Source organism: Sphingobium sp. RC1 (genome assembly GCF_059738765.1).
In genome coordinates this window covers 2,025,488-2,046,156 of sequence record NZ_AP027306.1, presented here as the reverse complement: position 1 = coordinate 2,046,156, position 20,669 = coordinate 2,025,488, and the positions used below count along the sequence as shown (strand labels likewise).

General features: G+C 62.4%; 22 protein-coding genes and 1 pseudogene. 14 read left to right on the top strand and 9 right to left on the bottom strand.

The genetic code is table 11. The annotated features are described in order from the left end of the window. Positions 1–124: 124 nt before the first annotated feature. Positions 125–322: a DUF1192 domain-containing protein gene (locus AC6JBC_RS10040; protein ID WP_464788346.1), complete on the bottom strand. Its 198-nt coding sequence runs from the start codon at positions 320–322 to the stop codon at positions 125–127. 101 nt (positions 323–423) lie between these two features. On the opposite strand from AC6JBC_RS10040, the gene AC6JBC_RS10035 reads away from it, so the two are divergent. From AC6JBC_RS10035 to AC6JBC_RS10005, 7 genes are all read left to right on the top strand, one after another. After that, positions 424–1,428: an NAD(P)H-quinone oxidoreductase gene (locus AC6JBC_RS10035; RefSeq protein WP_498024066.1), complete on the top strand. Its 1,005-nt coding sequence runs from the start codon at positions 424–426 to the stop codon at positions 1,426–1,428. Positions 1,429–1,529: 101 nt separating this feature from the next. Then, complete coding sequence (locus AC6JBC_RS10030; RefSeq protein WP_498024065.1) at positions 1,530–2,390, top strand: UDP-2,3-diacylglucosamine diphosphatase; 861 nt, start codon at positions 1,530–1,532, stop codon at positions 2,388–2,390. Continuing rightward, entirely contained in the window at positions 2,390–3,418 is a 1,029-nt protein-coding gene (locus AC6JBC_RS10025; RefSeq protein ID WP_498024063.1) for a glycosyltransferase family 4 protein, read from the top strand. Before AC6JBC_RS10030 ends, AC6JBC_RS10025 begins: the two co-directional genes overlap by 1 nt. Before the next feature lie 114 nt (positions 3,419–3,532). After that, the gene (locus AC6JBC_RS10020; RefSeq protein ID WP_498026047.1) at positions 3,533–4,216 is read left to right on the top strand and encodes a DUF1013 domain-containing protein; all 684 of its coding nucleotides are present in this window, start codon (positions 3,533–3,535) and stop codon (positions 4,214–4,216) included. Positions 4,217–4,280: 64 nt separating this feature from the next. Beyond that, entirely contained in the window at positions 4,281–5,987 is a 1,707-nt protein-coding gene (locus AC6JBC_RS10015; RefSeq protein WP_498024061.1) for a long-chain-fatty-acid--CoA ligase, read from the top strand. A gap of 43 nt (positions 5,988–6,030) precedes the next feature. After that, entirely contained in the window at positions 6,031–6,564 is a 534-nt protein-coding gene (msrA, locus tag AC6JBC_RS10010) for a peptide-methionine (S)-S-oxide reductase MsrA (protein WP_498024059.1), read from the top strand. 256 nt (positions 6,565–6,820) lie between these two features. After that, the gene (locus AC6JBC_RS10005; RefSeq protein WP_498024058.1) at positions 6,821–7,051 is read left to right on the top strand and encodes a hypothetical protein; all 231 of its coding nucleotides are present in this window, start codon (positions 6,821–6,823) and stop codon (positions 7,049–7,051) included. A gap of 254 nt (positions 7,052–7,305) precedes the next feature. On the opposite strand, the gene AC6JBC_RS10000 is transcribed toward AC6JBC_RS10005, so the two are convergent. Beyond that, positions 7,306–8,262, bottom strand: a complete 957-nt coding sequence (locus tag AC6JBC_RS10000) for an L-threonylcarbamoyladenylate synthase (RefSeq protein WP_498024057.1) — start codon at positions 8,260–8,262, stop codon at positions 7,306–7,308. Between the two features lie 108 nt (positions 8,263–8,370). Between AC6JBC_RS10000 and AC6JBC_RS09995 the strand changes: the two genes are divergently transcribed. Further along, positions 8,371–9,189, top strand: coding sequence for an ATP-binding protein (locus AC6JBC_RS09995; protein ID WP_498024056.1), 819 nt, complete (start codon positions 8,371–8,373; stop codon positions 9,187–9,189). Between the two features lie 216 nt (positions 9,190–9,405). Here AC6JBC_RS09995 and AC6JBC_RS09990 read toward each other — a convergent pair whose 3' ends face one another. Next, positions 9,406–10,731: a PQQ-dependent sugar dehydrogenase gene (locus AC6JBC_RS09990; protein WP_498024055.1), complete on the bottom strand. Its 1,326-nt coding sequence runs from the start codon at positions 10,729–10,731 to the stop codon at positions 9,406–9,408. 44 nt (positions 10,732–10,775) lie between these two features. After that, a complete protein-coding gene (locus AC6JBC_RS09985; RefSeq protein WP_498026083.1) occupies positions 10,776–10,952 on the bottom strand; it encodes a hypothetical protein in 177 nt (58 codons plus the stop codon). A gap of 234 nt (positions 10,953–11,186) precedes the next feature. Here AC6JBC_RS09985 and AC6JBC_RS09980 point away from each other — a divergent pair, with 234 nt between their 5' ends. Beyond that, positions 11,187–11,396 carry a hypothetical protein gene (locus tag AC6JBC_RS09980; RefSeq protein WP_464779152.1) on the top strand — a complete coding sequence of 70 codons (210 nt, stop codon included), beginning with the start codon at positions 11,187–11,189 and terminating at the stop codon, positions 11,394–11,396. A 12-nt stretch (positions 11,397–11,408) separates the two neighbouring features. On the opposite strand, the pseudogene AC6JBC_RS09975 reads toward AC6JBC_RS09980, so the two are convergent. Continuing rightward, positions 11,409–11,794: pseudogene (locus AC6JBC_RS09975) on the bottom strand (IS481 family transposase); the annotation flags it as partial. Between the two features lie 249 nt (positions 11,795–12,043). Between AC6JBC_RS09975 and xth the strand changes: the two are divergent. Together xth and AC6JBC_RS09965 are read left to right on the top strand one after the other, a co-directional pair. Continuing rightward, positions 12,044–12,817: an exodeoxyribonuclease III gene (gene xth, locus AC6JBC_RS09970; protein ID WP_498024054.1), complete on the top strand. Its 774-nt coding sequence runs from the start codon at positions 12,044–12,046 to the stop codon at positions 12,815–12,817. 66 nt (positions 12,818–12,883) lie between these two features. Then, positions 12,884–13,402 carry a DUF2239 family protein gene (locus AC6JBC_RS09965; protein ID WP_498024053.1) on the top strand — a complete coding sequence of 173 codons (519 nt, stop codon included), beginning with the start codon at positions 12,884–12,886 and terminating at the stop codon, positions 13,400–13,402. Positions 13,403–13,414: 12 nt separating this feature from the next. Here the strand turns inward: AC6JBC_RS09965 and AC6JBC_RS09960 are convergent, their stop codons facing one another. Next, the gene (locus AC6JBC_RS09960; protein ID WP_498024051.1) at positions 13,415–14,296 is read right to left on the bottom strand and encodes a metallophosphoesterase family protein; all 882 of its coding nucleotides are present in this window, start codon (positions 14,294–14,296) and stop codon (positions 13,415–13,417) included. 72 nt (positions 14,297–14,368) lie between these two features. Here AC6JBC_RS09960 and AC6JBC_RS09955 point away from each other — a divergent pair, with 72 nt between their 5' ends. Further along, the gene (locus AC6JBC_RS09955; protein WP_498024049.1) at positions 14,369–15,259 is read left to right on the top strand and encodes a diacylglycerol/lipid kinase family protein; all 891 of its coding nucleotides are present in this window, start codon (positions 14,369–14,371) and stop codon (positions 15,257–15,259) included. A 4-nt stretch (positions 15,260–15,263) separates the two neighbouring features. On the opposite strand, the gene AC6JBC_RS09950 is transcribed toward AC6JBC_RS09955, so the two are convergent. Next, entirely contained in the window at positions 15,264–16,424 is a 1,161-nt protein-coding gene (locus tag AC6JBC_RS09950; RefSeq protein WP_498024048.1) for a GNAT family N-acetyltransferase, read from the bottom strand. Positions 16,425–16,566: 142 nt separating this feature from the next. On the opposite strand from AC6JBC_RS09950, the gene AC6JBC_RS09945 reads away from it, so the two are divergent. Further along, a complete protein-coding gene (locus tag AC6JBC_RS09945) occupies positions 16,567–17,634 on the top strand; it encodes a fatty acid desaturase family protein (RefSeq protein ID WP_498024047.1) in 1,068 nt (355 codons plus the stop codon). Between the two features lie 82 nt (positions 17,635–17,716). Here AC6JBC_RS09945 and lptG read toward each other — a convergent pair whose 3' ends face one another. After that, the gene (lptG, locus tag AC6JBC_RS09940; RefSeq protein ID WP_464786964.1) at positions 17,717–18,817 is read right to left on the bottom strand and encodes an LPS export ABC transporter permease LptG; all 1,101 of its coding nucleotides are present in this window, start codon (positions 18,815–18,817) and stop codon (positions 17,717–17,719) included. A gap of 3 nt (positions 18,818–18,820) precedes the next feature. Next, on the bottom strand, positions 18,821–20,032 hold the full coding sequence (gene lptF, locus AC6JBC_RS09935) for an LPS export ABC transporter permease LptF (RefSeq protein WP_464786963.1): 1,212 nt from the start codon (positions 20,030–20,032) through the stop codon (positions 18,821–18,823). A 136-nt stretch (positions 20,033–20,168) separates the two neighbouring features. On the opposite strand from lptF, the gene AC6JBC_RS09930 reads away from it, so the two are divergent. After that, a complete protein-coding gene (locus AC6JBC_RS09930) occupies positions 20,169–20,663 on the top strand; it encodes a DUF2141 domain-containing protein (RefSeq protein ID WP_498024046.1) in 495 nt (164 codons plus the stop codon). Positions 20,664–20,669: the final 6 nt, after the last annotated feature.

Sequence of the window (20,669 nt, the reverse complement as noted above, 5' to 3'; positions counted from 1 at the left end):
GACTTGAACCATATGTCGGCATTGCTCGACGGCGGATCAAGGAGGGGTCCCTGATCGCCGGAATTGCCAGACTGCCCGCACCCGTTAAGACCCTTGTCAGGGCCGCTGGGGGCGGTGCGCGGGTTCATCGCTTGAATAACGCCTCTGCACTTGATTTGTGGTTAACGGCGCTTTCAATTTTTGATCGGGTCCGGGCGATTTCGCCCTCCAGCGCCGTGACGCGCTCTTCCAGATCGGCAACCGACAGCGGACCCAAATCCTGTCGAAGCAGTTGGGCCAGCGGATCATCAATCTTGCGAGGCAGATCGTCGTCCATGTCCATGCATGCCAATGTTGACCGCGAAGGCTGGTCTGTCAATAAGGCCCTGATGCCGCTCGTCGATTTCAACTGTGGTTTAACATCGTTGCTGGGGACTAATCATCATGCGGGTTGAGACGGCGCTGCCTGATGAGATGATGGCTATCGCTATCCCCGTTCCCGGCGGCCCTGAAGCGTTGGTGCCTGAGCGTCGGCCAATCCCTGTTCCGGCGGCGGATGAAGTGTTGATCCGGGTCGCGGCGGCAGGCGTGAACCGGCCCGATGTGTTGCAGCGGCAGGGCAAGTATCCGCCACCCCCCGGCGCTTCCGACATTCCGGGGCTAGAGGTGTCTGGCACGATCGTTGCGGCTGGCGGCCGCGCGGAGCAACTGATCGGCCAGCGCGTATGCGCTTTGCTAACGGGTGGAGGCTATGCCGAATATGCGGTGGCGCCTGCGGGCCAATGCCTTCCCGTGCCGGATAGCTACGACATTGTCGACGCGGCAGCCTTGCCCGAAACGCTCTTCACCGTCTGGACCAATCTGTTCGAACGGGCTTATGTCGTCGGAGGCGACAAGGTGCTGGTGCATGGTGGAACCAGCGGCATCGGCACGATGGCGATTTCACTCTGTCGGCTCTTCGACATTACCATCATTGTCACCTGTGGCAGCGAAGCGAAATGCGAGCAGGCGAAGGCTTGGGGCGCGCATCATGCCATCAACTACCGTGCCCAAGATTTTGTCGAAGAGGTGAAGCGAGTTACCGCTGGCCAAGGCGTGCAGGCGGTGCTCGACATGGTAGGCGGCGACTATGTGCCGCGTAATCTCCAGTGCCTTGCCGAAGATGGCCGCCATGTGTCGATCGCGGTGTTGGGCGGGGCGAAGGCGGAAATCTTCCTGCCAACGGTGATGACGCGCAGGCTGACGCTCACCGGATCGACGCTGCGCCCGCGCTCGTCCGGTTTCAAGAGCCTAGTGGCCGATGAACTGATCCGTGAGGTCTGGCATTTTGTGGAGGAAGGAAAGCTCTGCCCGGCGATGGATCAGCGCTTTCCTCTGGCGCAGGCAGCACAGGCGCATGCGCGCATGGACGCGGGGGAGCATTTCGGCAAGATCGTACTGACGGTCTGAAAAGCCACAGAAGGTAGCATTTCCGTCACATTCGCTGCGGGAATGTAACATTGCGCGACTAAGGATTCGGCCCCGAGGACAACAGCTCCAAGGGTCGCATCATGAATGCCATCACGCGCTTGCCTTTTCTGGCCGACATGGACGAAGGCACTCATCGCTTCGACACGCCGGAACATGCAGGCAAGCGTCGCCGGTTCCGCACCATCTGGATATCGGACATCCACCTCGGCACGCGTGGCTGTAACGCAAAGCTGCTGATCGATTTTCTCGACAGTGTCGATAGCGAGACCATGTATCTGGTCGGCGACATCATCGACGGCTGGCGCCTCAAGAAGCGCTTCTATTGGCCCGCTGCACATAATGACGTGGTGTGGCGCATCATGAAGCGAGCCAAGCGCGGCACCCGCGTCGTCTATATTCCCGGCAACCATGACGAGATGTTCCGCCAATTCACGGGCCTGAGCTTCGGCGGGGTCGAGATCAGGCGCAAAGCGATCCATGAGACCGCCGACGGCCGTAAGCTGCTCGTCCTGCACGGCGATGAGTTCGACACGATCATGCTGGCCCACCGCTGGCTCGCCTTCGTGGGAGACGCCGCCTACGGTTTGCTGATGCGCCTTAACGTCGTGGTAAATGCCGTGCGCCAGCGCATGGGCTTGCCCTATTGGTCGCTCAGCAAAATGGCCAAGCACAAGGTCAAGAACGCCGTCGCGTTCATCTCCCGCTTTGAAGAAGTGGTTTCGCATGAGGCCGGATCACGCGGCGTCGATGGCGTAGTCTGCGGACACATCCACAATGCCGAGATGCGGGAGATTGGCGGCATCCAATATTATAATGACGGCGACTGGGTTGAAGGATGCACCGCTCTGGTCGAACATTTTGACGGCCGTATGGAGGTGCTGCATTGGGCTGATGAAGTCGCGGCGCGCGCCGTCGGCGATCAGGTGAGGATCGCCGCCTGATGCGCATCGTCATCGTGACCGACGCCTGGTCGCCTCAAGTGAATGGCGTCGTCCGAACGCTCCAGACCATTCAGTCGGAGCTGGAGGCGCGGGGGCATGCCGTCAAGGTCATCTCGCCCGATCTCTATGGCTCCTTCCCCTGTCCAACCTATCCCGAAATCCGCCTGGCCTTCGTGCGATCGGGCGTGGTGGGTGATGCGATCGCCGCCTTTGAGCCGGACGCCGTCCATCTCGCGACGGAAGGACCGCTTTGCCTTGCCGCGCGCCGCTGGTGCCTGCGTGGCGGGGTGCCTTTCACCAACGCCTATCACACGCATTTTCCCGACTATGTGTCACGGCGAACCGGACTGCCCGCGCGCTGGTTCTGGTCCTACATTCGCTGGTTTCATGGTCCCGCACGGGCGGTGCTGGTTTCTACCGGATCGGTGAGGCAGCAGTTGCGCGCCCATGGATTGGCGCAGGTGCGGCCATGGGGCAGGGGCGTGGACCTGTCCGCCTTCACATCCGTGGCAACGCCGCCAGCGATATTCGCCAATCTCCCGCGCCCGATCCAGCTCTATGTCGGCCGGGTCGCGATCGAGAAGAATCTCGAGGCATTCCTTGCCAATGATCACCCCGGCAGCAAAGTAGTCGTCGGCGATGGCCCGGCGCGGACCCAGTTGGAGCACGCCTATCCTGACGCGCATTTCCTCGGCCCGCGCTTCGGTGAGGAACTGGCAGGCGCCTATGCGGGCGCCGATGTGTTCGTCTTCCCCAGCCGCACCGACACATTCGGCCTCGTCATGATCGAGGCGCTGGCATGCGGCACCCCTGTCGCGGCTTATCCGGTCAGCGGGCCGGTGGACATCGTGACGCCCGAAACCGGCGCGTTGTCGGAACGGCTGGAGGATGCCATCGCGGCTGCGCTGCGTTGTGACCGTGTCGCCTGCGCCGCCCATGGCCGCAGCTTCAGCTGGGAACGCAGCGCCGACGAATTCCTGACCGGCCTCCACTGCATCGATCCCGTCGTCAGAGACAGCGCGGCCTGACGCTTTTCCTTGCTCCACCGGGTTTCTTGCACTATCTCAGGACGGGCGTGGCCGCCCTGCTTGGGCGGCCCTTGTTGTTTTCAGTGCCGGAGAATCCTCGTGTCCCAGCCTCTCATGCCCCATGCGACAGCCAGCTGGCTGGTCGACAATACCGCGCTCAGCTTTGACCAGATCGCGGAATTTTGCGGGCTGCATATCCTGGAAGTGCAGGCGATCGCCGATGACACGGCTGGCACCAAATATACCGGCCGCGACCCCGTCCGCGCGCATGAAATCACGATGGAGGAAATCCACAAGGGAGAGGCGAATGCCGATTATCGCCTGAAGATGCTGAAAGGCCCCGAACCCGTCCGCCGTACCAAGGGGCCGCGCTACACGCCGGTTTCCAAGCGTCAGGACAAGCCCGATGGCATCGCCTGGATCCTGCGCAACCACCCCGAAATTTCGGACGGCGCGATCGGCAAGCTGATCGGCACCACCCGTACCACCATCGCCGCCATCCGTGACCGCACGCACTGGAACATCTCCAACATCGTGCCCAAGGATCCGGTCACGCTCGGCCTCTGCTCGCAGCGGGAACTGGACGCGCTGGTGACGAAGGCCGCCAAGAAGCTCGGCATCGAAGCGCCGACCGATTCCCGCCTGGACGGCGACCGCGAGGCGCTGATCGAGGAACTGCGCCGCGAGCGCGACGACGCCGCCCGCCGTGCCGAGGAAGCGTTGAAGAGCGAGGCGGAGCTGATCTCTGGCGCTGCTACAATCCTCGACCCGTTCAGCAACAATCAGGGCCAGGTTTGATCCTGCCCTGACGCGCCCTGCTTTACGCTTGCGTAAAGCAGGGGCCTGACATACATCTCCGTTAATGGAGAGCATCGAGACGGTCTGGAAAGACCATTATAATCATCCTTTCCCCTGGGATCAGTCCTTCCCTCCCATGTCGATGGTGGACATGGTCGTGGACAGCGCGACGGCCAATCCCGATGCCGTGATGATCGACTTCCTCGGCCGCAAGACGACCTATGGCGACATGCTCCGTGTCATCCGCCGGGTCGCGAAGGGGCTTCAGGATCTGGGCGTGCGCAAGGGTGATCGGGTAGGCCTCTACCTTCCCAACGTCCCCCACTATGTCGCGGCCTATTATGGAGCGATGATGGCGGGCGCGACCGTCGTCAATTTCTCCCCCCTCTATACCGCCGCCGAACTGGAACATCAGGTCGAGGACAGCGGCACCAAAATCCTCTTCACCCTGTCTGCCAAGGCGTTGCTGCCTACCGCGCAGGAGGTGTTGGACAATAGCAGCCTCGAACGGCTGATCGTCGGCTGCATCGCGGAGGTGCTGCCTCCCGCGAAATCGGTGCTATTCCGCCTCTTCAAGCGCAAGGAAACCGCGCCGGTCCCGAACGACCCGCGCATAACCAACTATGCCGACCTGCTGCGCCACGGCGAGGACCCCGCGCCAGTTGCCATCGACCCCGTCAACGACGTTGCCCTGCTGCAATATACCGGCGGCACCACCGGGCGGCCCAAGGGCGCGATGCTTACCCACCAGAACCTGACCGCCAATGCGCGGCAGATACGCCTCATCGATCCGCATCCCGAAGCCATCGATCGCATCCTCGCGGTCCTGCCCTTCTTCCACGTCTTCGCCAACACCTGCGTCCTCAACCGCACGGTGCTGAACGGCGGGGAGATGGTAATGCTGCCCCGGTTCGAAGCCGTGCAGGTGCTCGCCGCCATTCAGCGGACCAGCCCCACCTCGATGCCGGGCGTCCCGACCATGTTCCAGGCGCTGCTCGATCATCCGGCGACGCCGAACATCGATTTCTCCTCGCTGCGCCTGTGCATTTCGGGCGGCGCGCCTCTGCCGCTGGAACTCAAGAAGCGGTTCGAAGCCACCACCGGCGCCAAGCTTTGCGAAGGCTATGGCCTCACCGAAAGCAGCCCGGTCGTCTGCTCCAATCCCTATGAAGGGCTGAACAAGCCTGGCACCGTGGGCCAGCCCGTCCCCGGGACGCGCGTAAAGCTCGTGGATCGGGAAGACCCCACACGGCCGCCGCCGCCCGGCGAACCGGGCGAACTTGTCTTTGCCGGTCCCCAGATCATGAAGGGCTATTGGCAGCGCCCCGACGCTGACAAGGAAGTCTTCGTCGATGGCTGGCTGCGCACCGGCGACGTCGGCCTGATCGACTCGGACGGCTATGTGAAGATCGTCGACCGCCTGAAGGACATGATCGCGGTCGGCGGCTTCAAGGTCTTCCCCAGCCAGGTGGAAGAGGTGCTCTACCACCACCCCGACGTGAAAGAGGCGCTCGTTATCGGCATCCCCGACCCCTATCGCGGCGAGTCCCCCAAAGCGTTCGTAACGCTTCAGGAGGGCGCGAAGACGGACGGCGAGGCGCTGAAGGCATGGCTTAATCCCCAACTCGGAAAGCATGAAAAAGTCTGCGAGGTCGAGGTCCGTCTGAACCTTCCCAAGACGCTGGTCGGCAAGCTGTCGCGCAAGGAACTGGTCGCCGAAGAACGCGCAAAGGCGCAAGGCACAGCAGGGCAGGCTGGAACGGCTGGCTGAACATAACTATCTTGTGCCCGACACAGGATAAGGAACCAAGCGAATGGCCGAAGACATCGCGACGCTGGCAGGTGGCTGCTTCTGGTGCACCGAGGCGGTATACCAAAATCTGAAAGGCGTCCGGTCGGTCGAAAGCGGTTATCTAGGCGGTCAGTTGCCAAACCCAAGCTATGAGCAGGTCTGCTCCGGCGCGACCGGCCATGCCGAAGCGATCCGCATCGCCTTTGACCCGGAGGTGATCTCCTATGGCGACCTGCTCGACATATTTTTCGCGACGCATGATCCGACGACGCTGAACCGTCAGGGCAACGACATCGGCACCCAATATCGCTCCGCCATCTTCCCCCATTCGCCGGAGCAGGAAGCGGAAGCCAAAGCCGCTATCGCCCGCGCGCAACCGGATCATGGCAACCCGATCGTCACCGCGATCGAACCGGACGCCCCCTGGTATCCCGCAGAGGATTATCACCAGAAATATTGGGACCGCGTCGGCGATCGTAACCCCTATTGCATGGCGGTCATTCCGCCCAAACTCGCCAAGCTGCGCAAGGGATTTGCGGAACGGATAGAGGGCTGATCCCATCCTCTACTCCGTTCGCCCTGAGCCTGTCGAAGGGCTCTTCTTTTCTACAAGTAAGAGAAGGGCTTCGACAAGCTCAGCCCGAACGGGGAGGGGGTGGCCTTCAAAACTAACAATCACCAGAAACCTCACACTTTCCCCCAACCCACCAATACCGCTTAGGCTAAGGTTAATCCCGACCATGCCATTCACGCGGGGATTTCACAGGGGAATATCAATGCGCCCATTCGCGACGATTGCCGCAGCCGGAATAATGCTGACCCTCCCGGGCTGCATCGCAAAGACGGCGCTGGACGTAGCCACCCTGCCAGTTCGCGCCGGATCGCAGGCCGCAGATTGGGCCACCACCAGCCAGGAAGAATCCGACCGCAACTACGGCCGCCGCATGCGCAAGCAGGAGGCCAGGGAAGCGCGCGACCGCAAGAAAGCCGAGGAACAACGCCGCCGCGAATGCAAACGCGCTGGCTATCGGGACTGTGATTGAGGCGGGCGACGTTCCGCTGACGTTGTATGACCAAATCTAGAGTGTGATCGTCTACACGGAAGTATTCACACTAAGGCTTTTCCGTCACCCTGGGCTTGACCCAGGGTCCCGCTGCCTCAGCAGCGCCAGATAAGAAGCGGGACCCCGGATCAAGTCCGGGGTGACGATCACTCAAACATGATCATGTCCTAGGTTCCGTCCGCACTTAGCCTGTCGAAAGGCTCCACCAGAACGGCGCCAAAGTCCATAAACCCCTAAGCCGCCGCTCGCCGCAGCCGATCATTGATCGCCACTCCAATCCCCACATCCGGGATCGGCGCCACCGCAATATGCGTCGCCGCGCTCGCATCGGCGACATGCAGCGCCGCGAACAGATTGGCCGCAGCCTCCTGCACATCGGCATCCGGACTCAAATTGATATTGCACGGCATCAGGCCAAAGCCGATCAGATATTCGTCCTTCTCCGCCCGCAGCGCGTTCAGCCGCACCGGCTTGGACGGCGCATAATGGCTTTCCAGCTGGCCCGGCGCCTCGATCTTCGCATCGGCCACGCCGGTCACGACCGGAAGCCCCGTCGCCTGCTCCAGCATCGCCGCTGTCACCGGGCCGGGTCGCAGCAGCCGGATACGGTCATCCTGCGGCGCGACGATCGTTGACTCCAATCCCTCGCTTGTCGGCCCCTCGTCCAGGATCAGCCGCACCTTGCCATTCAAACTGGCCAGCACATGCTCGGCCCGTGTCGGACTGATCGCGCCGCTCCGATTGGCCGATGGCGCGGCGAGTGGTCGCCCGCTTTCCCGGATCAGCGCGCGCATAGCGGGGTGGGCGGGCAAGCGCAGTGCGACGGTCGGCAGGCTCGCCGTCACCAGCGATGAAAGGCCGCTGTCTTCCCGTACCGGCAGTACCATGGTCAGCGCGCCCGGCCAAAATCGCGCCGCCAGCTTGTCCGCCACGGGCGAAAAGATCGCCAGCCGTCCGGCCATCTCCTTGTCCGAAACATGCACGATCAGCGGGTTGAAGCTCGGCCGCCCCTTGGCGCTGTAGATCGCCGCGACCGCGCTTTCGTCCGTCGCGTCGGCGGCCAGCCCATAGACCGTCTCTGTCGGCACCGCGACCGGCTCGCCCGCGCGGATCAGCAAAGCGGCTTCGCGCAGGGCTTCGGCGCCATAGCGGCTGATCCGGGTGGAATAGGCAGGATTTGGGATGGTCACGGCCCCGCGATATAAGCTCCAGCGCCGCAGAGTAAAAGTCCATTACGACAGAAGAATGACAGGGCCACGCAGCTTGCCGGGGCGGGGGAGGGGGATTAAGCCCGGCGCATGGACAAGGAAACTCTCAGCCGCATCGCCGAAGCGTTGGAACGGATCGCGCCGCCGTCGGCCATTTCCGCCGACCTCACCGCCGCGCCCGCCTATGTTTGGGACGGCGCCGCTATCCAGACCGTCGATGCCTTCATCCCGGTAGATTACGACCTTCTGACCGGCATCGACGCGCAAAAGGCGACGTTGCTCGAAAACACCCGCCGCCACGCCGCTGGCCATGCTGCCCATGACGCGCTGCTCTGGGGTGCGCGCGGCACGGGCAAGTCCGCCGTGGTCGCCGCCGTCATTGACCGGCTCCAGCGGGAGGGCGCCAACATCGCGTTGCTGCAATGCGCGATCGATGAACTGAACAGTCTGCCGCGCCTCTTTTCCCTCCTGCGCACGACGCAGCGCCCCTTCATCCTTTTCCTCGACGATCTTGGTTTTGACGAAAACGGCGTGGGTGACGCGCGCGCGCTGCGCTCATTGCTTCAGGGCGGCACGGCCGCACGACCCGCGAATGTGCGCCTCTATGTCACCTCTAACCGCCGCCACATCGTCCCGCGCCACCTGTCGGAGCAGGATGACCCGGTCAATCCACGCGACGTCATCGATGACAAGATGGCGCTGTCCGATCGCTTCGGCCTCAGCCTTGGCTTCCACGCCATCGACCAGCAGGCCTATGTTGACATCGTCACCGGCTATGCGGACAGCCTCGGCCTCAGCTTCGACCCGCTCGAAGCCATCCAGTGGGCAACCCAGCGCGGCAGCCGTTCGGGCCGCGTCGCCTGGCAATATGTGGTGGAGCTGGCGGGCCGCAACGGCCGCGCGCTCTGATCCTTTGTGTGCCGCGATTTCCTAACCAGCACTCGGTTCCGAGCGCTTGGAAATCGTCCATGATCAGTTTTGCGTGATCGTCACCCCGGACTTGATCCGGGGTCTCGCTTCTTACGCCGCCCAGGCAGCGGGACCCCGGATCAAGTCCGGGGTGACGGAAAAGAAGCCTTGATGCGCCCGCGTAATGCGATCGCGCTCTCAATCACTTGCTGCCAGTCACCCGCCAGTCACCCGCCAGATCACGCCGCCGACATCGTCGCTGACCAGCAGCGCGCCCTTCGCGTCGCCCGCGACATCCACAGGCCGTCCCCGCGCATTGCCGTCAGCATCCAAAAAGCCGGTCAGCACATCGACAGGCTTGGCCTTGCTCACCTCGCCATTCGCCTCGAAGGGCACGAACACCACCTTGTAACCGGCGGCGGGCTTTCGGTTCCAGCTGCCATGCAGCCCGACGAATGCGCCATTCGTAAACGTCCCGCCAATCTTCACCTTGTCGGCAAAGGCCAGCCCCAGCGGCGCGACATGGTTGCCCAGCGCATAGTCCGGCCGCTTGGTATATTCGCGCACTTCCGGCCGTTGCGGTTGCACGCGGCGGTCCTCATAACCGCCCCAATAATTCCACGGCCAGCCATAGAAGCCGCCAAATTCCACCCGCGTCAGATAGTCGGGCACCAGATCGCTGCCCAGCATGTCGCGCTCATTCACGACGCCCCACAAAGCGCCGCTCTTGGGTTCGAAAGCCAGCCCCACCGGATTGCGCAGGCCCGAAGCGTAGATGCGATAATCGCCGGTCCTGGGATTGACCTCCAGCACCGCGGCGCGGTTCGCCTCCCCATCCAGGCCGTCTTCCGCGATATTGCTGTTGGACCCAACGCCCAAATAGAGTAGCCCCGTGGGACCAGCCGTCAGGCTCTTGGTCCAGTGCATGTTGGGCGCGTTCGCGGGCAGGTTCAGGATCTTGCGACCCTTGGCGGTGATCCGCGTCTCGCCCTCCTTATAGGGGAAAGCCATGAGCGCGTCCGTATTGGCGACATAAAGCGTCCCGTCCACCAGTGCCATGCCATAGGGCGAATTGAGCCCGGTCAGGAACGCCGTCTTCACCTCCGCGCGCCCGTCGCCATCCGCGTCGCGCAGCAAGGTGATGCGATTGGGCGACGGCCCCCCCGCACCAGCCTTGTCCATCAAATAGGCCATCACCCGATCGACGACCCCACCGGCGGGGCGGGGCGGGCTGTTCGTCTCGGCCACCAATATGTCGCCATTGGGTAGCACCAGCATCGATCGCGGATGCGCCAGCCCCTCGGCAAAGCGCGCCACGGCAAGGCCCTTCGCCGCCACCGGCTTTTCGCCCGCCGTCCAGACCTTCACTTCGGCCACGTTGATGGTAGGGATGAGTTCGCTTCGGGGGGCGGTGAAAACCGGCTCTTTCCCCGTATCCTCACCAGCCGCCAACTGCGCCGTATCCCCTTGCGCCAGATAGAAAATGACGCCCCCGGCGATCAGCAGGAGGATAAGGGTGATGGCGATCAGATGCTTCTTCATGCCGCCTGTCTATGCTGCGAATTCCCGCGCGGCAAGGCGCCCCGTCAGCCCCGTTCGCGCAACCACAGCAACAGCGCGATTACGCCCCCCAGCGCCGCGCCGGTCAGCAGGCCCGCGCTCGGCTGGCCCATCATACCGCCGATGATCGCGCCGCCCAGGATCAGCAGTGCGATGATGGCGCCCGCGCCGGTCGGATTCTTCTTGCCATTGGTCATCGGCACCGCCCTTGCCACGACCCGCCCGACAAGGCCAGAGCCTTTGCGGATCGCCCCCTCGCGGGACAGCTAGTCCCGTCGGGAGACAGCCCAGTCCCGTTGCAGGACGACTGTGCCGCAACGGGACTTGCCTAACGGCCCATTCACCTTCGAAAGCCGCCGCCACCCGTGGAAGCGGGAAACTGGCACGGCAATTGAACCCTTGTTTCCCATCGCGGCGAGAAATTTTCGGGGGTTCACATGCAGTTGCCATATCTTTCCGACCGCAAAAGCTATGATGACGCAGCGGAGTTGATGGCAGCCTTCGGTGACAATGCGGGCTATGAAGCCGCCGCGCGCGCCGACCGCAGCCGCGACCTTGGCAACCATATCCATTTCTGTCACTGGCGTCAGATTGAGCGGCTGATCGTGCTGCTAACCTACGACGCGCCACTCGGCACGGTTCATTAGAGACTGATCATCCTAGATGTTTAGTCCCGGCCTTTGATGGTTCGGATTAAGTGTGAAGCGATCGGATTCTGCTGTCCAGATTTTGCAGATGTACTCGTAGGGAGTGAGACCCTTAAGCGTCTTGAGACGTCGGCCAAAGTTGTACGCATAGATGAAGTCTTGGAGGTGGGCGGTCAGTTGGGCACGGCTGCGATGAGGTTTCGCAGGAACTGGGCGGCGATCATCTTGCCGGCTTGTTTGTGCAGTTCGACAAAGGCGAACTTGCTGGTCCGGTCGATCGCCACCAATAGGCGCAGCTTGCCCTCGGCGGTCTGAACCTCGGCGATATCGATGTGGAAGTAGCCGATCGGGTAGGTCTTGAACTTCCGCTTGGGCTCCTTGTCACCGGTCACCTCGGGTGCCTGCATGGATAATGCACCATCAAAGGCCGGGACTAAACAGCTAGGCTATTATCGCATCGTTTAGAGCGCAAAATCGGCTCCCACTTTTGCGCTCGATGCTCTATGGGCGACTCTTCTCTTTGGAACATGCCCCGATTGGATCGGGCCATGTTCCATTTAGCTTTTGTTTTCCGCATTTTCCGAGCCAGCAGGTGATACCACCTGCTTCGAAAATGCTCTAGGGATGCGCGGGAGGAGAACAGCCCCATGCGCATCGCGACATTCAATATCAACGGCATCAAGGCACGATTGCCGCGCCTGCTGGAATGGCTGAGCGAGACGCAGCCCGATGTCGCCTGCCTTCAGGAAATCAAGACTTCGGATGAGACATTCCCGCTGAAGGACATTGAGGATGTCGGTTATGGGGCGATCTGGCACGGGCAGAAGGGCTTTAACGGCGTTGCCATCCTGGCGCGCGGCGAGACGCCGGTTGAGGTGCGCCGGGGGCTGGAGGGCGAGCCCGAGGACGAACATAGCCGCTATATCGAAGCCGATGTGAAGGGCGTTCGGGTCGCCAGCATCTACCTGCCCAATGGCAACCCGCAGCCGGGGCCGAAATTCGACTACAAGCTGCGCTGGATGAAGCGTCTGCGCGACCGGGCGGCGGAGATTTGGGCGGAGGAAGTGCCCGCCATTCTAGCTGGCGATTATAATGTCATTCCGCGCGATCGGGACGTTTATTCGGTGAAGGCCATGGCCGACGACGCGCTGATGCAGCCGGAAAGCCGGGCCGCGTACCGGCGCTTGCTGGGTGACGGGTGGACCGACGCGATTGCGAGCCGCCACCCGTCGGGCGGGGTGTGGACCTATTGGGATTATCAGATGAACGCCTGGCCGCGTGACGCCGGTTTCCGGATCGATCATCTGCTGCTCAGCCCGGCGGCGGCCGATCGCCTGATCGACGCGCAAGTGGACAAGGATTTTCGCGGGCGGGAGAAGGCGAGCGATCACGCGCCCACCTGGGTTGAATTGAGGGAATAATATTACCCGGGGATAATTGACTCGATATTATCCGGGTAATATTTGTCGCATCGAAGGAGAATCGATGTGACGCGTTGTCTTACGGCTTTTGCAGGCGAGCATGTGGTTGCCGCAGGGGAAGAAGATGAAGTGCGGCGGGCGCTGCAAGCCATGGGAGGCGATGCGCAGGCCGTCTTGCTGTTCGACGACCTGACCGGGCGTCAGGTCGATATCGACTTGCATGCGTCCACCGTACCAGAGCAGAGGGGGCCGGGCCGTCCGAAAATGGGCGTGCAATCGCGCGAGGTCACGCTGCTTCCGCGTCAGTGGGAATGGCTGGCGGCCCAGCCCGGCGGCGCGTCGGCGACGCTGCGGCAGTTGGTGGAGCAGGCGCGCAAGGCTTCGGCAGGATCGATCAGCCCCCGCTCGGCAATGGACGCTGCCTATCATTTCCTGACGGTGATGGCAGGCGACCGGCCGGACTATGAAGCGGCGATCCGCGCGCTTTATGCCAAGGACAAGGGCGCATTCGAGGCGTGTTGCGCGGAATGGCCAGCGGCGATCCGCGATCATGCGTTGGCACTGGCTGCGCCTGCCTTCGCCTGAACAGCCTGAGGCTTAGGCGCGGGCGGCTTGGGCTACGCGGATGCCGGGGCGGGCAGAGGGATCGGGCAGCTCATGCGCCCGCCAGCCGCCCGCGTCGCGGCTATATTCGACATGGTGGCCACGCTGGAAACTGGCTCCGTCCCAGACGATGACTTGCAGTTCGATCCGGTCGTTGCGGTGGACGTGGAGCCAGTTGAAGCTTTGCGGTTCGGCGTTGCGCAGGCGGGTTGAGGTGGCCGTGCCTGCCTGTATCACCAGCGCGCCGCCCGCGTCGGCGACCATCTTCTGTGCCGCTTCGGCATAGGTGCGGTGGAAATGGCCCGCGAGGGCGATGTGGATTCCGGCTGCTGCCGCCGCTTCGACAGCGTCATCATGGCGCCCGACGGCTTCGCTGAGTTCGCCGCCCTTGCCGATGGGCATGGCGAACAGGGGATGGTGGGTGACGAGGATGCGCGTCTTTTCCGGTGCAACGGGGGCGAAGCGCTCTTCGATCATCTTCATCTGGTCATGGTTGATGCGCCCGTCCTTGATCGTCAGCGAACGGGCGGTGTTGATGCCCAGGATCGCGACCTTTTCATCCTCATACCAGGGGCAAAGCTCATTGCTGATATAGCGTTTGTAGCGATCCAGGGGGGCGGCGAAGCGGCGGAAAACATCATAAAGGGGCACGTCATGATTGCCCGGAATGACGAGCAGGCGCATGCCCGCCGCGCGTAGCCGATTGAGCCAGGCGGAGGCGGCGCGGAATTGATCGACGCGGGCGCGCTGCGTGAAATCGCCGCTGATGATGACGAGGTCGGGCTGGCTGCGTTCCAGCCAGGCTTCGGTGGCGGATACTATTTTGGGATCGTTGGCGCCGAAATGGATGTCGGACAGGTGAGCGATGCGAGCCATGGCTTTCCAACGACTGTTCACGCGGATTTGTTGCGGTGAGGAGCCGATGGAGCTCTGGCGAGTTGTTGGGGCATGGAAACGAACTCCCTGCCGCGCGAAGCGGCGCTGATCGTCAATGTCCATAGCCGGAAGGGAGAGGCGCTTTTCCAACAGGCGCGCGAGAAGCTGGAGGCGGCGGGGGTGCGCTTGATTGCGGCCCATGCGGTGCGCGATCCGGAGCGATTGCAGGAGACGGTACGCGAGGCGGTGGGCAGTGGGGCGCCGATGGTCATCGTGGGCGGCGGCGATGGGTCTTTGTCCGGGACCGTGGACGAGTTGGTGGGGAAGGATTGCGTCTTTGGCGTGTTGCCGCTTGGTACGGCCAACAGCTTTGCGAGGACGCTGGGCATTCCGCTGGATCTGGACGGGGCCGTTCGGGTGATTGCGCAGGGCAGGCGGCGGCGCATTGACCTGGGGATGATCGATCACGATTATTTCGTCAACGCGGCCTCGCTGGGGTTGTCGCCGATGATCGGGAAAACGGTGCCGCACAAGCTGAAGCGCTATCTGGGTCGGGTCGGTTATTTGATCTGGGCGGTGAAATGTTCGGTCGGGTTCCGGGCGTTCCGGTTGACGATCGATGACGGCCAGACTGAGCGGCGCATGTGGTCGACGGAAGTGCGGATCTTGAACGGACCCTATCATGGCGGGGTTGAGCTGTCCGATCGTGCTGACGTCGATAGCGGCGAGATTGTGGTTCAAGCGGTGGTGGGGCGTAGCCATGCGCGGCTGGCGTGGGACTGGTACGCTAAATTCTTCAAGCTGCGTGACAGGGATGCGCAGACGGAGGAGTTTCGGGGCCAGTCTTTCCGGATTGAGACGCAGCCTCGGCAGCGGATATCGATCGACGGCGAAGTAGTCGCGAGGACGCCCGCAACGGTGAAGGTCGCGGCGGGCGCTATTGATGTGGCGGTGCCGGGTTAGGCTTTCAGGCGAGGTTCTTTTCGTAGATCTGGTAAAGCTTGTTCACCTTGCTATCGATGGCGTCGGCGATGGCGTTCATGCCTTGATTGTCCTCCAGCACCCAGCCGATCTCACCCCGCGTCGCGCCATAGCGGCTGACCGCGTTGCGGCGGATATATTCGATCATCATGAAGGCGAGCTGGCTGGCGAGGCGGGACGATTGCAGCCGCTGGACCACGCCCATCAGGGGCACGCGCATGGTGCGGACTTGCGGCTTGCGCAGCCACCAGAGAAGCTTTGCCCAACCGAAGGGCAGCAGCGAGCCGTTCAAGGGCGCGGTCGCTTCGTTGAGGTCGGGCAGGGTCATCATGAAGGCGACGGGTTCGCCGTCGAGTTCGGCGATCATGATCAGATCCTCGAACACAATGGGCTTCAGCTTCTTGCCGGTATGCGCGACTTCGGCGTCTGTGATCGGGACGAAGCCCCAATTCTTGCCCCACGCGTCGTTGAGGATGCCGAGCAGGATCGTCGCCTCGGCGTCGAATTTCGACTTGTCGACCTGGCGGATGCGGATGCGGTCGCTCTTCTCGCCGGAGGATATAATCCGCTGGATGAGGGGGGGGAACGGGATGGTGATGTCGAGTTCATATGTCTTGAGCTGCTTGGCGGGCTGGTAGCCCGCGCCCTCGATCATCGCCTGATAGGCGGGGCTGTTGTGGCCCATCATCACCGTGGGCGGATGGTCGTGGCCTTCGATCAGTAGACCCGGTTCTTCCCAGATCGACAGCGAAATGGGGCCTAGCACGCGGGTCATGCCCTTGGCGCGGAGCCAGCTTTCCGCCGCTTCGATCAGCGCCTTACCGGTTTCGGCGTCCTCCGCTTCGAAAAAGCCGAAATTGCCGGTGCCCGGACCCATACCCTGTTCGACCGGCTGGGCGAGTGCCAGATGATCGATATGGGCAGAGATGCGGCCGACGACCTGACCATCGCGGCGGGCGAGAAAATATTTCGCCTCGGCATGGCCGAAATAGGGGTTCTTGCTGGGCTCTATGACGCCGTAAACTTCGCTCTTGAGTGGCGGGACCCAGTTGGGGTCATTGGCGTACAGGCGCCACGGCAGATCCACGAACGCCTTTTTGTCGGCCTTGGAAGTGACGGGGGTGATTACCAGATTCGGAGTAGCCACGGCAGAGCTTTCGCTAAATGATCGCAGCAGTTCGGCGCTTGTTACGGGATTGTCAATCCGGTGCGCGCCTGATGACGTACCAAGGCGAAGCTGTCATGCCGCTGCCACGATTTTAGCGCATTTACCATTTAGGAGCGCCTGCATGACTGTGCATGATCCCATCATAGCGGGCGCGGCCGTCAAGCGCGCCTCGATTCCGGATGACGCTGCGATGCTGCGCGCCGCAGCGGAACTGTCGCGCGAATTTGCGGTGGCGAACCCGAAGATTTACTGGCCGGACTTGCTGGCGTCGGCGCTGATCGGCTATGCGGCGCTTGGCGGAGCAATTCTGGCGAATAATCTCGCGTTGGCGCTGTTGTGCGGACTGGTGGCGATGCTGGCGCTTTATCGGGCGGCGAGCTTCATCCATGAGCTGACCCATATTCGTAAGGACGCGCTTCCGGGTTTCCGGCTGGGATGGAACCTGCTGGTAGGCATTCCGCTGATGATCCCGTCCTTCATGTATGAGGATGTGCATACGCAGCATCATGCGCGCACCCGGTACGGGACGGCGAACGATCCGGAATATCTGCCGCTGGCGTTGATGAAGCCGTGGTCGCTGCCTTTGTTCATCCTGATCGCGTCGCTTGCGCCAGTGGGCCTGATCCTGCGCTATGGCGTGTTGGCGCCGCTCAGCATCTTCGTGCCCGCGTTGCGGCGCAAGGTTGTCGCCGAGTTTTCGGCGCTCTCGATCAACCCGGCCTATCGCCGCCGCGCGCCGGAAGGGGAGTTTCGCCGCCGCTGGCTTTGGCAGGAGGCGGGAGCCTCGCTGTTTGCACTCGCCCTGATCGGCAGCGTGTTTGCCTTCGGATGGAAGCCTTTGCTCGTCTATATGGCCGTGCACTCGGCGATGACCGTCATCAACCAGCTGCGCACGCTTGTCGCGCATCTTTGGGAGAATGAGGGCGATGCGATGACGGTGACGGCCCAATATCTGGATTCGGTGAATGTGCCGCCGCCTTCGCCGCTGGCCGCGATCTGGGCGCCGGTGGGGCTGCGCTATCATGCGCTGCACCATCTGCTGCCGAGTGTGCCCTACCATGCGCTGGGCAAGGCACATGCGCGGTTGATCGCGGCCTTGGACGAGGATTCGCCTTATCATCGCGGCAATTATGCGGGCATGTGGCCGCTGGTGGGGAAGATTGCGCGGAGTACGATGGTTCGGCGCTGAGCCGTCTCGTTGGGCCTGAGATCCCAGTTGAAATGAGTCACGCGCCTCATTTCAACGCTGGGATGACGGATGAGGGCGACGCCTATTCTTCTGTCCTGAACAGCACGGTCTCGCCTACGAGCAGGAACAGGAAGAAGGGTGCCCAAGCCGCGAGGATGGGCGGGTAGGCGCCGAGATTGCCCATGGCGAGCGAGAAATTGTCCGCGACGAAATAGGCAAAGCCGAGGGCCATCCCCATCACTGCGCGCACGAACAACTGGCCGGAACGAGCAAGGCCGAAGGCGGCGACGGACCCCAGGATCGGCATCAACAGGGCAGAAAGCGGGCCGGACAGCTTGTGCCACAGGCTGCCTTCCAGTTCTGCGGTCGGACGTCCGGCATCGCGCAGATCACCAATGGCGGCGCGCAGTTCCGAGAAAGTCAGGGCGTCAGGATCGACCTTTGCCAGGGTAAACTGGTCGGGCCGGATCGCATGGCCGAAGCGGACGGTGCCAGCCTGCCGTTCCGTGCCCCGCGCAACGTCGAACTGGCGTGCATCCTCCAGAAGCCAGCTCTTGCTCGCCGCGTCATAATGGCCGCGGGGGGCCTGGACGATGGTTGTCAGGCTGTTGTTGAGGCGGTTGAAAATCTCGACCTTGCGTAGCTGCACATTATTGCCTCGACCCGCGACGATCGCGGCGGTGACGAGGTTGTTGCCGTCACGGACCCAGGGATTGGACTTTACGCCGCTGTCGGTGGGAATGGGGCCGTAATCGACGGCCTGCCAAGCGCTGAGCGATGCGGTTGCGCGGGCTACCACGCGTTCGTTGAAGGCGTAGCTGATGATGGCGACGCCAAGCGCGGAGGCGATGAGCGGCGCCAATATCTGATGCGCGGACAGGCCCGCCGCCTTCATCGATACGATCTCGCTATTCTGGTTCATGCCCGCAAGCATGATGAGCGTACCAAGAAGAACCGAGAAGGGCAGGAAGCGCGCGATGATCTGCGGTATGCGAAGGCCGACATAATGCCACAGCTGCGCATCGCCGTTACCGGCATAGGCCAGGATGTCCCCTGACTCGCCCAGCAGGTCGAGCGTTTGCAGCACGACGACCAGCAGTGCCAGCACGGCGAAGGTCCGCGTGAGGAACAGGCGCGCCATGTACCAGCTGATCTGGGGCGAGGGGAAGAAATCGAATTGCATGGGTCAGGCTGCTCCCTGCGCGGTGGTCACCCGCTTTCGCCCGAAGCGAAGCAGTTTCGCGATCTGCTTGCCGAGCTTTGCAAAGGCATATTCGAGGGCGCCTATCGGCTGGCCGCCCGGGCGGTGCGCCACGACATGATACATCCACATGATCAGTATGGCCGTCAGCAGAAATGGCGTCCAAAGCGCTATGATCGGATCAACCTTGCCCAGTGAGCCGACGCCTTGGCCATATTCGTTGATCTTGTGATAGGTCACGATGAAGACGATCGAGAGGAAGACGCCGAGGGCCGAAGTCGAGCGCTTGGGTGGGATCGCAAAGGCGAGGGCCGCGAGCGGTAGCAGCATCATCATCGCGACCTCCACCAAGCGGAAGTGGAAGTTGGAGCGGATTTCATAGCGCAGCTTTTCGGGCGTCGCGGGGTCATGACCCATCACGGCAAGTTCGGGAATGGTCTTTTCCCGATCGACACTACGTCCACGGAAACGCTCGATCTGCGGCAGGTCGATCGGCAGATCGTGGCTGGAGAAGGAAAGGATGCGGGGCGACTTATATTTGGGTGCGTCGTTGACCAGTACTCCATCGCGCAGGCGGAAGATGATGGTGTCGGGATCGTCCGTCGCCAGGAAGCTGCCTTGCGCGGCGGTCACCGCGACAGTCTGGCCATCCTTCCCAATGGCGCGCACGAAGATGCCCTGAAGATTGCGGCCCTCATCCAGACTGCGTTCGATGCGTAGGGTCATGCGCTTGCCGAGGCTGGTGAACTCGCCCACCTTGATCGACGCGCCTAGCGCGCCTGAGCGCAGTTCGAAACGCAGCGCTTCATAGGCATGCCGGGAGAGTGGCTGAACGAAGCCGACGATACCGAAATTGAGGAGGGCGAGCGCGATCGCGTACATATAGGGGACGCGCAGCAGGCGGCCGTAGGACAGGCCGACGCCGCGCATGACGTCCAGTTCCGATGACAGGGCCAGCTTCCGGAATGCGAGCAATATGCCCAGCATCAGGCCGATCGGAATGCCAAGCGACAGATATTCGGGCATCATGTTGGCGAGCATGCGCCACACGACGCTGACGGGGCCGCCCTCCGCCGCCACGAAGTCGAACAGGCTGAGCATCTTGTCGAGCACCAGCAGCATCGCGGAAATGACCAGCGTGCCGAGCATCGGCAAGGCTATCAGGCGGGCGAGATATCGGTCGGTGGCGGTCAGCATTCTCTATGTGGTCGTCCCATCACCATGATTTGGCCGCAAACCCCGCCCATAGCAGAGTCACGGAAATGAAGTTCGCGGGGGCGAACAGGGGCTCGCCGTCCGGTTTCATCGGGCGGCTATAGCTTCACGGAGTTGGATGGTCATGTTCAAAGTTGCGATGGGCCTTTTGTCGGCTGGGGCGGTGTTTGCCTCTATTCCGGCCTTGGCTCACGGGCAGGAAATCGGGAACGAGCTGGATCGTTGTGGTCCGTCCGCAAAGGGTCCGGCGCTGCTGATCGACGTTCAGGGCTTTGCCGCGGCGACGGGCAAGGTCCGCGTGCAATCCTATCCCGCGACCAAAAGTGCCTGGCTGGCAAAGGGTGCATGGTTGAACCGGATCGACACGGCGGTTCGCCCTGGCCGCGACGGGATGCGATTCTGCATGCCGGTGCCCGAACCGGGCAGATATGCGATTGCAATCCGGCACGACCGGGACGGCAATGGCAAGACGAGCATTTCGCGCGACGGCGGCGGTTTTTCCAACAATCCGTCGATCAGCATCTTCAACCTGGGCAAGCCGTCTGTCGAAAAGGCCGCGGTGAAGGTTGGTCCGGGTGTGACGCGGATCACCATTAAACTTCAATATATGTGAGTTCTG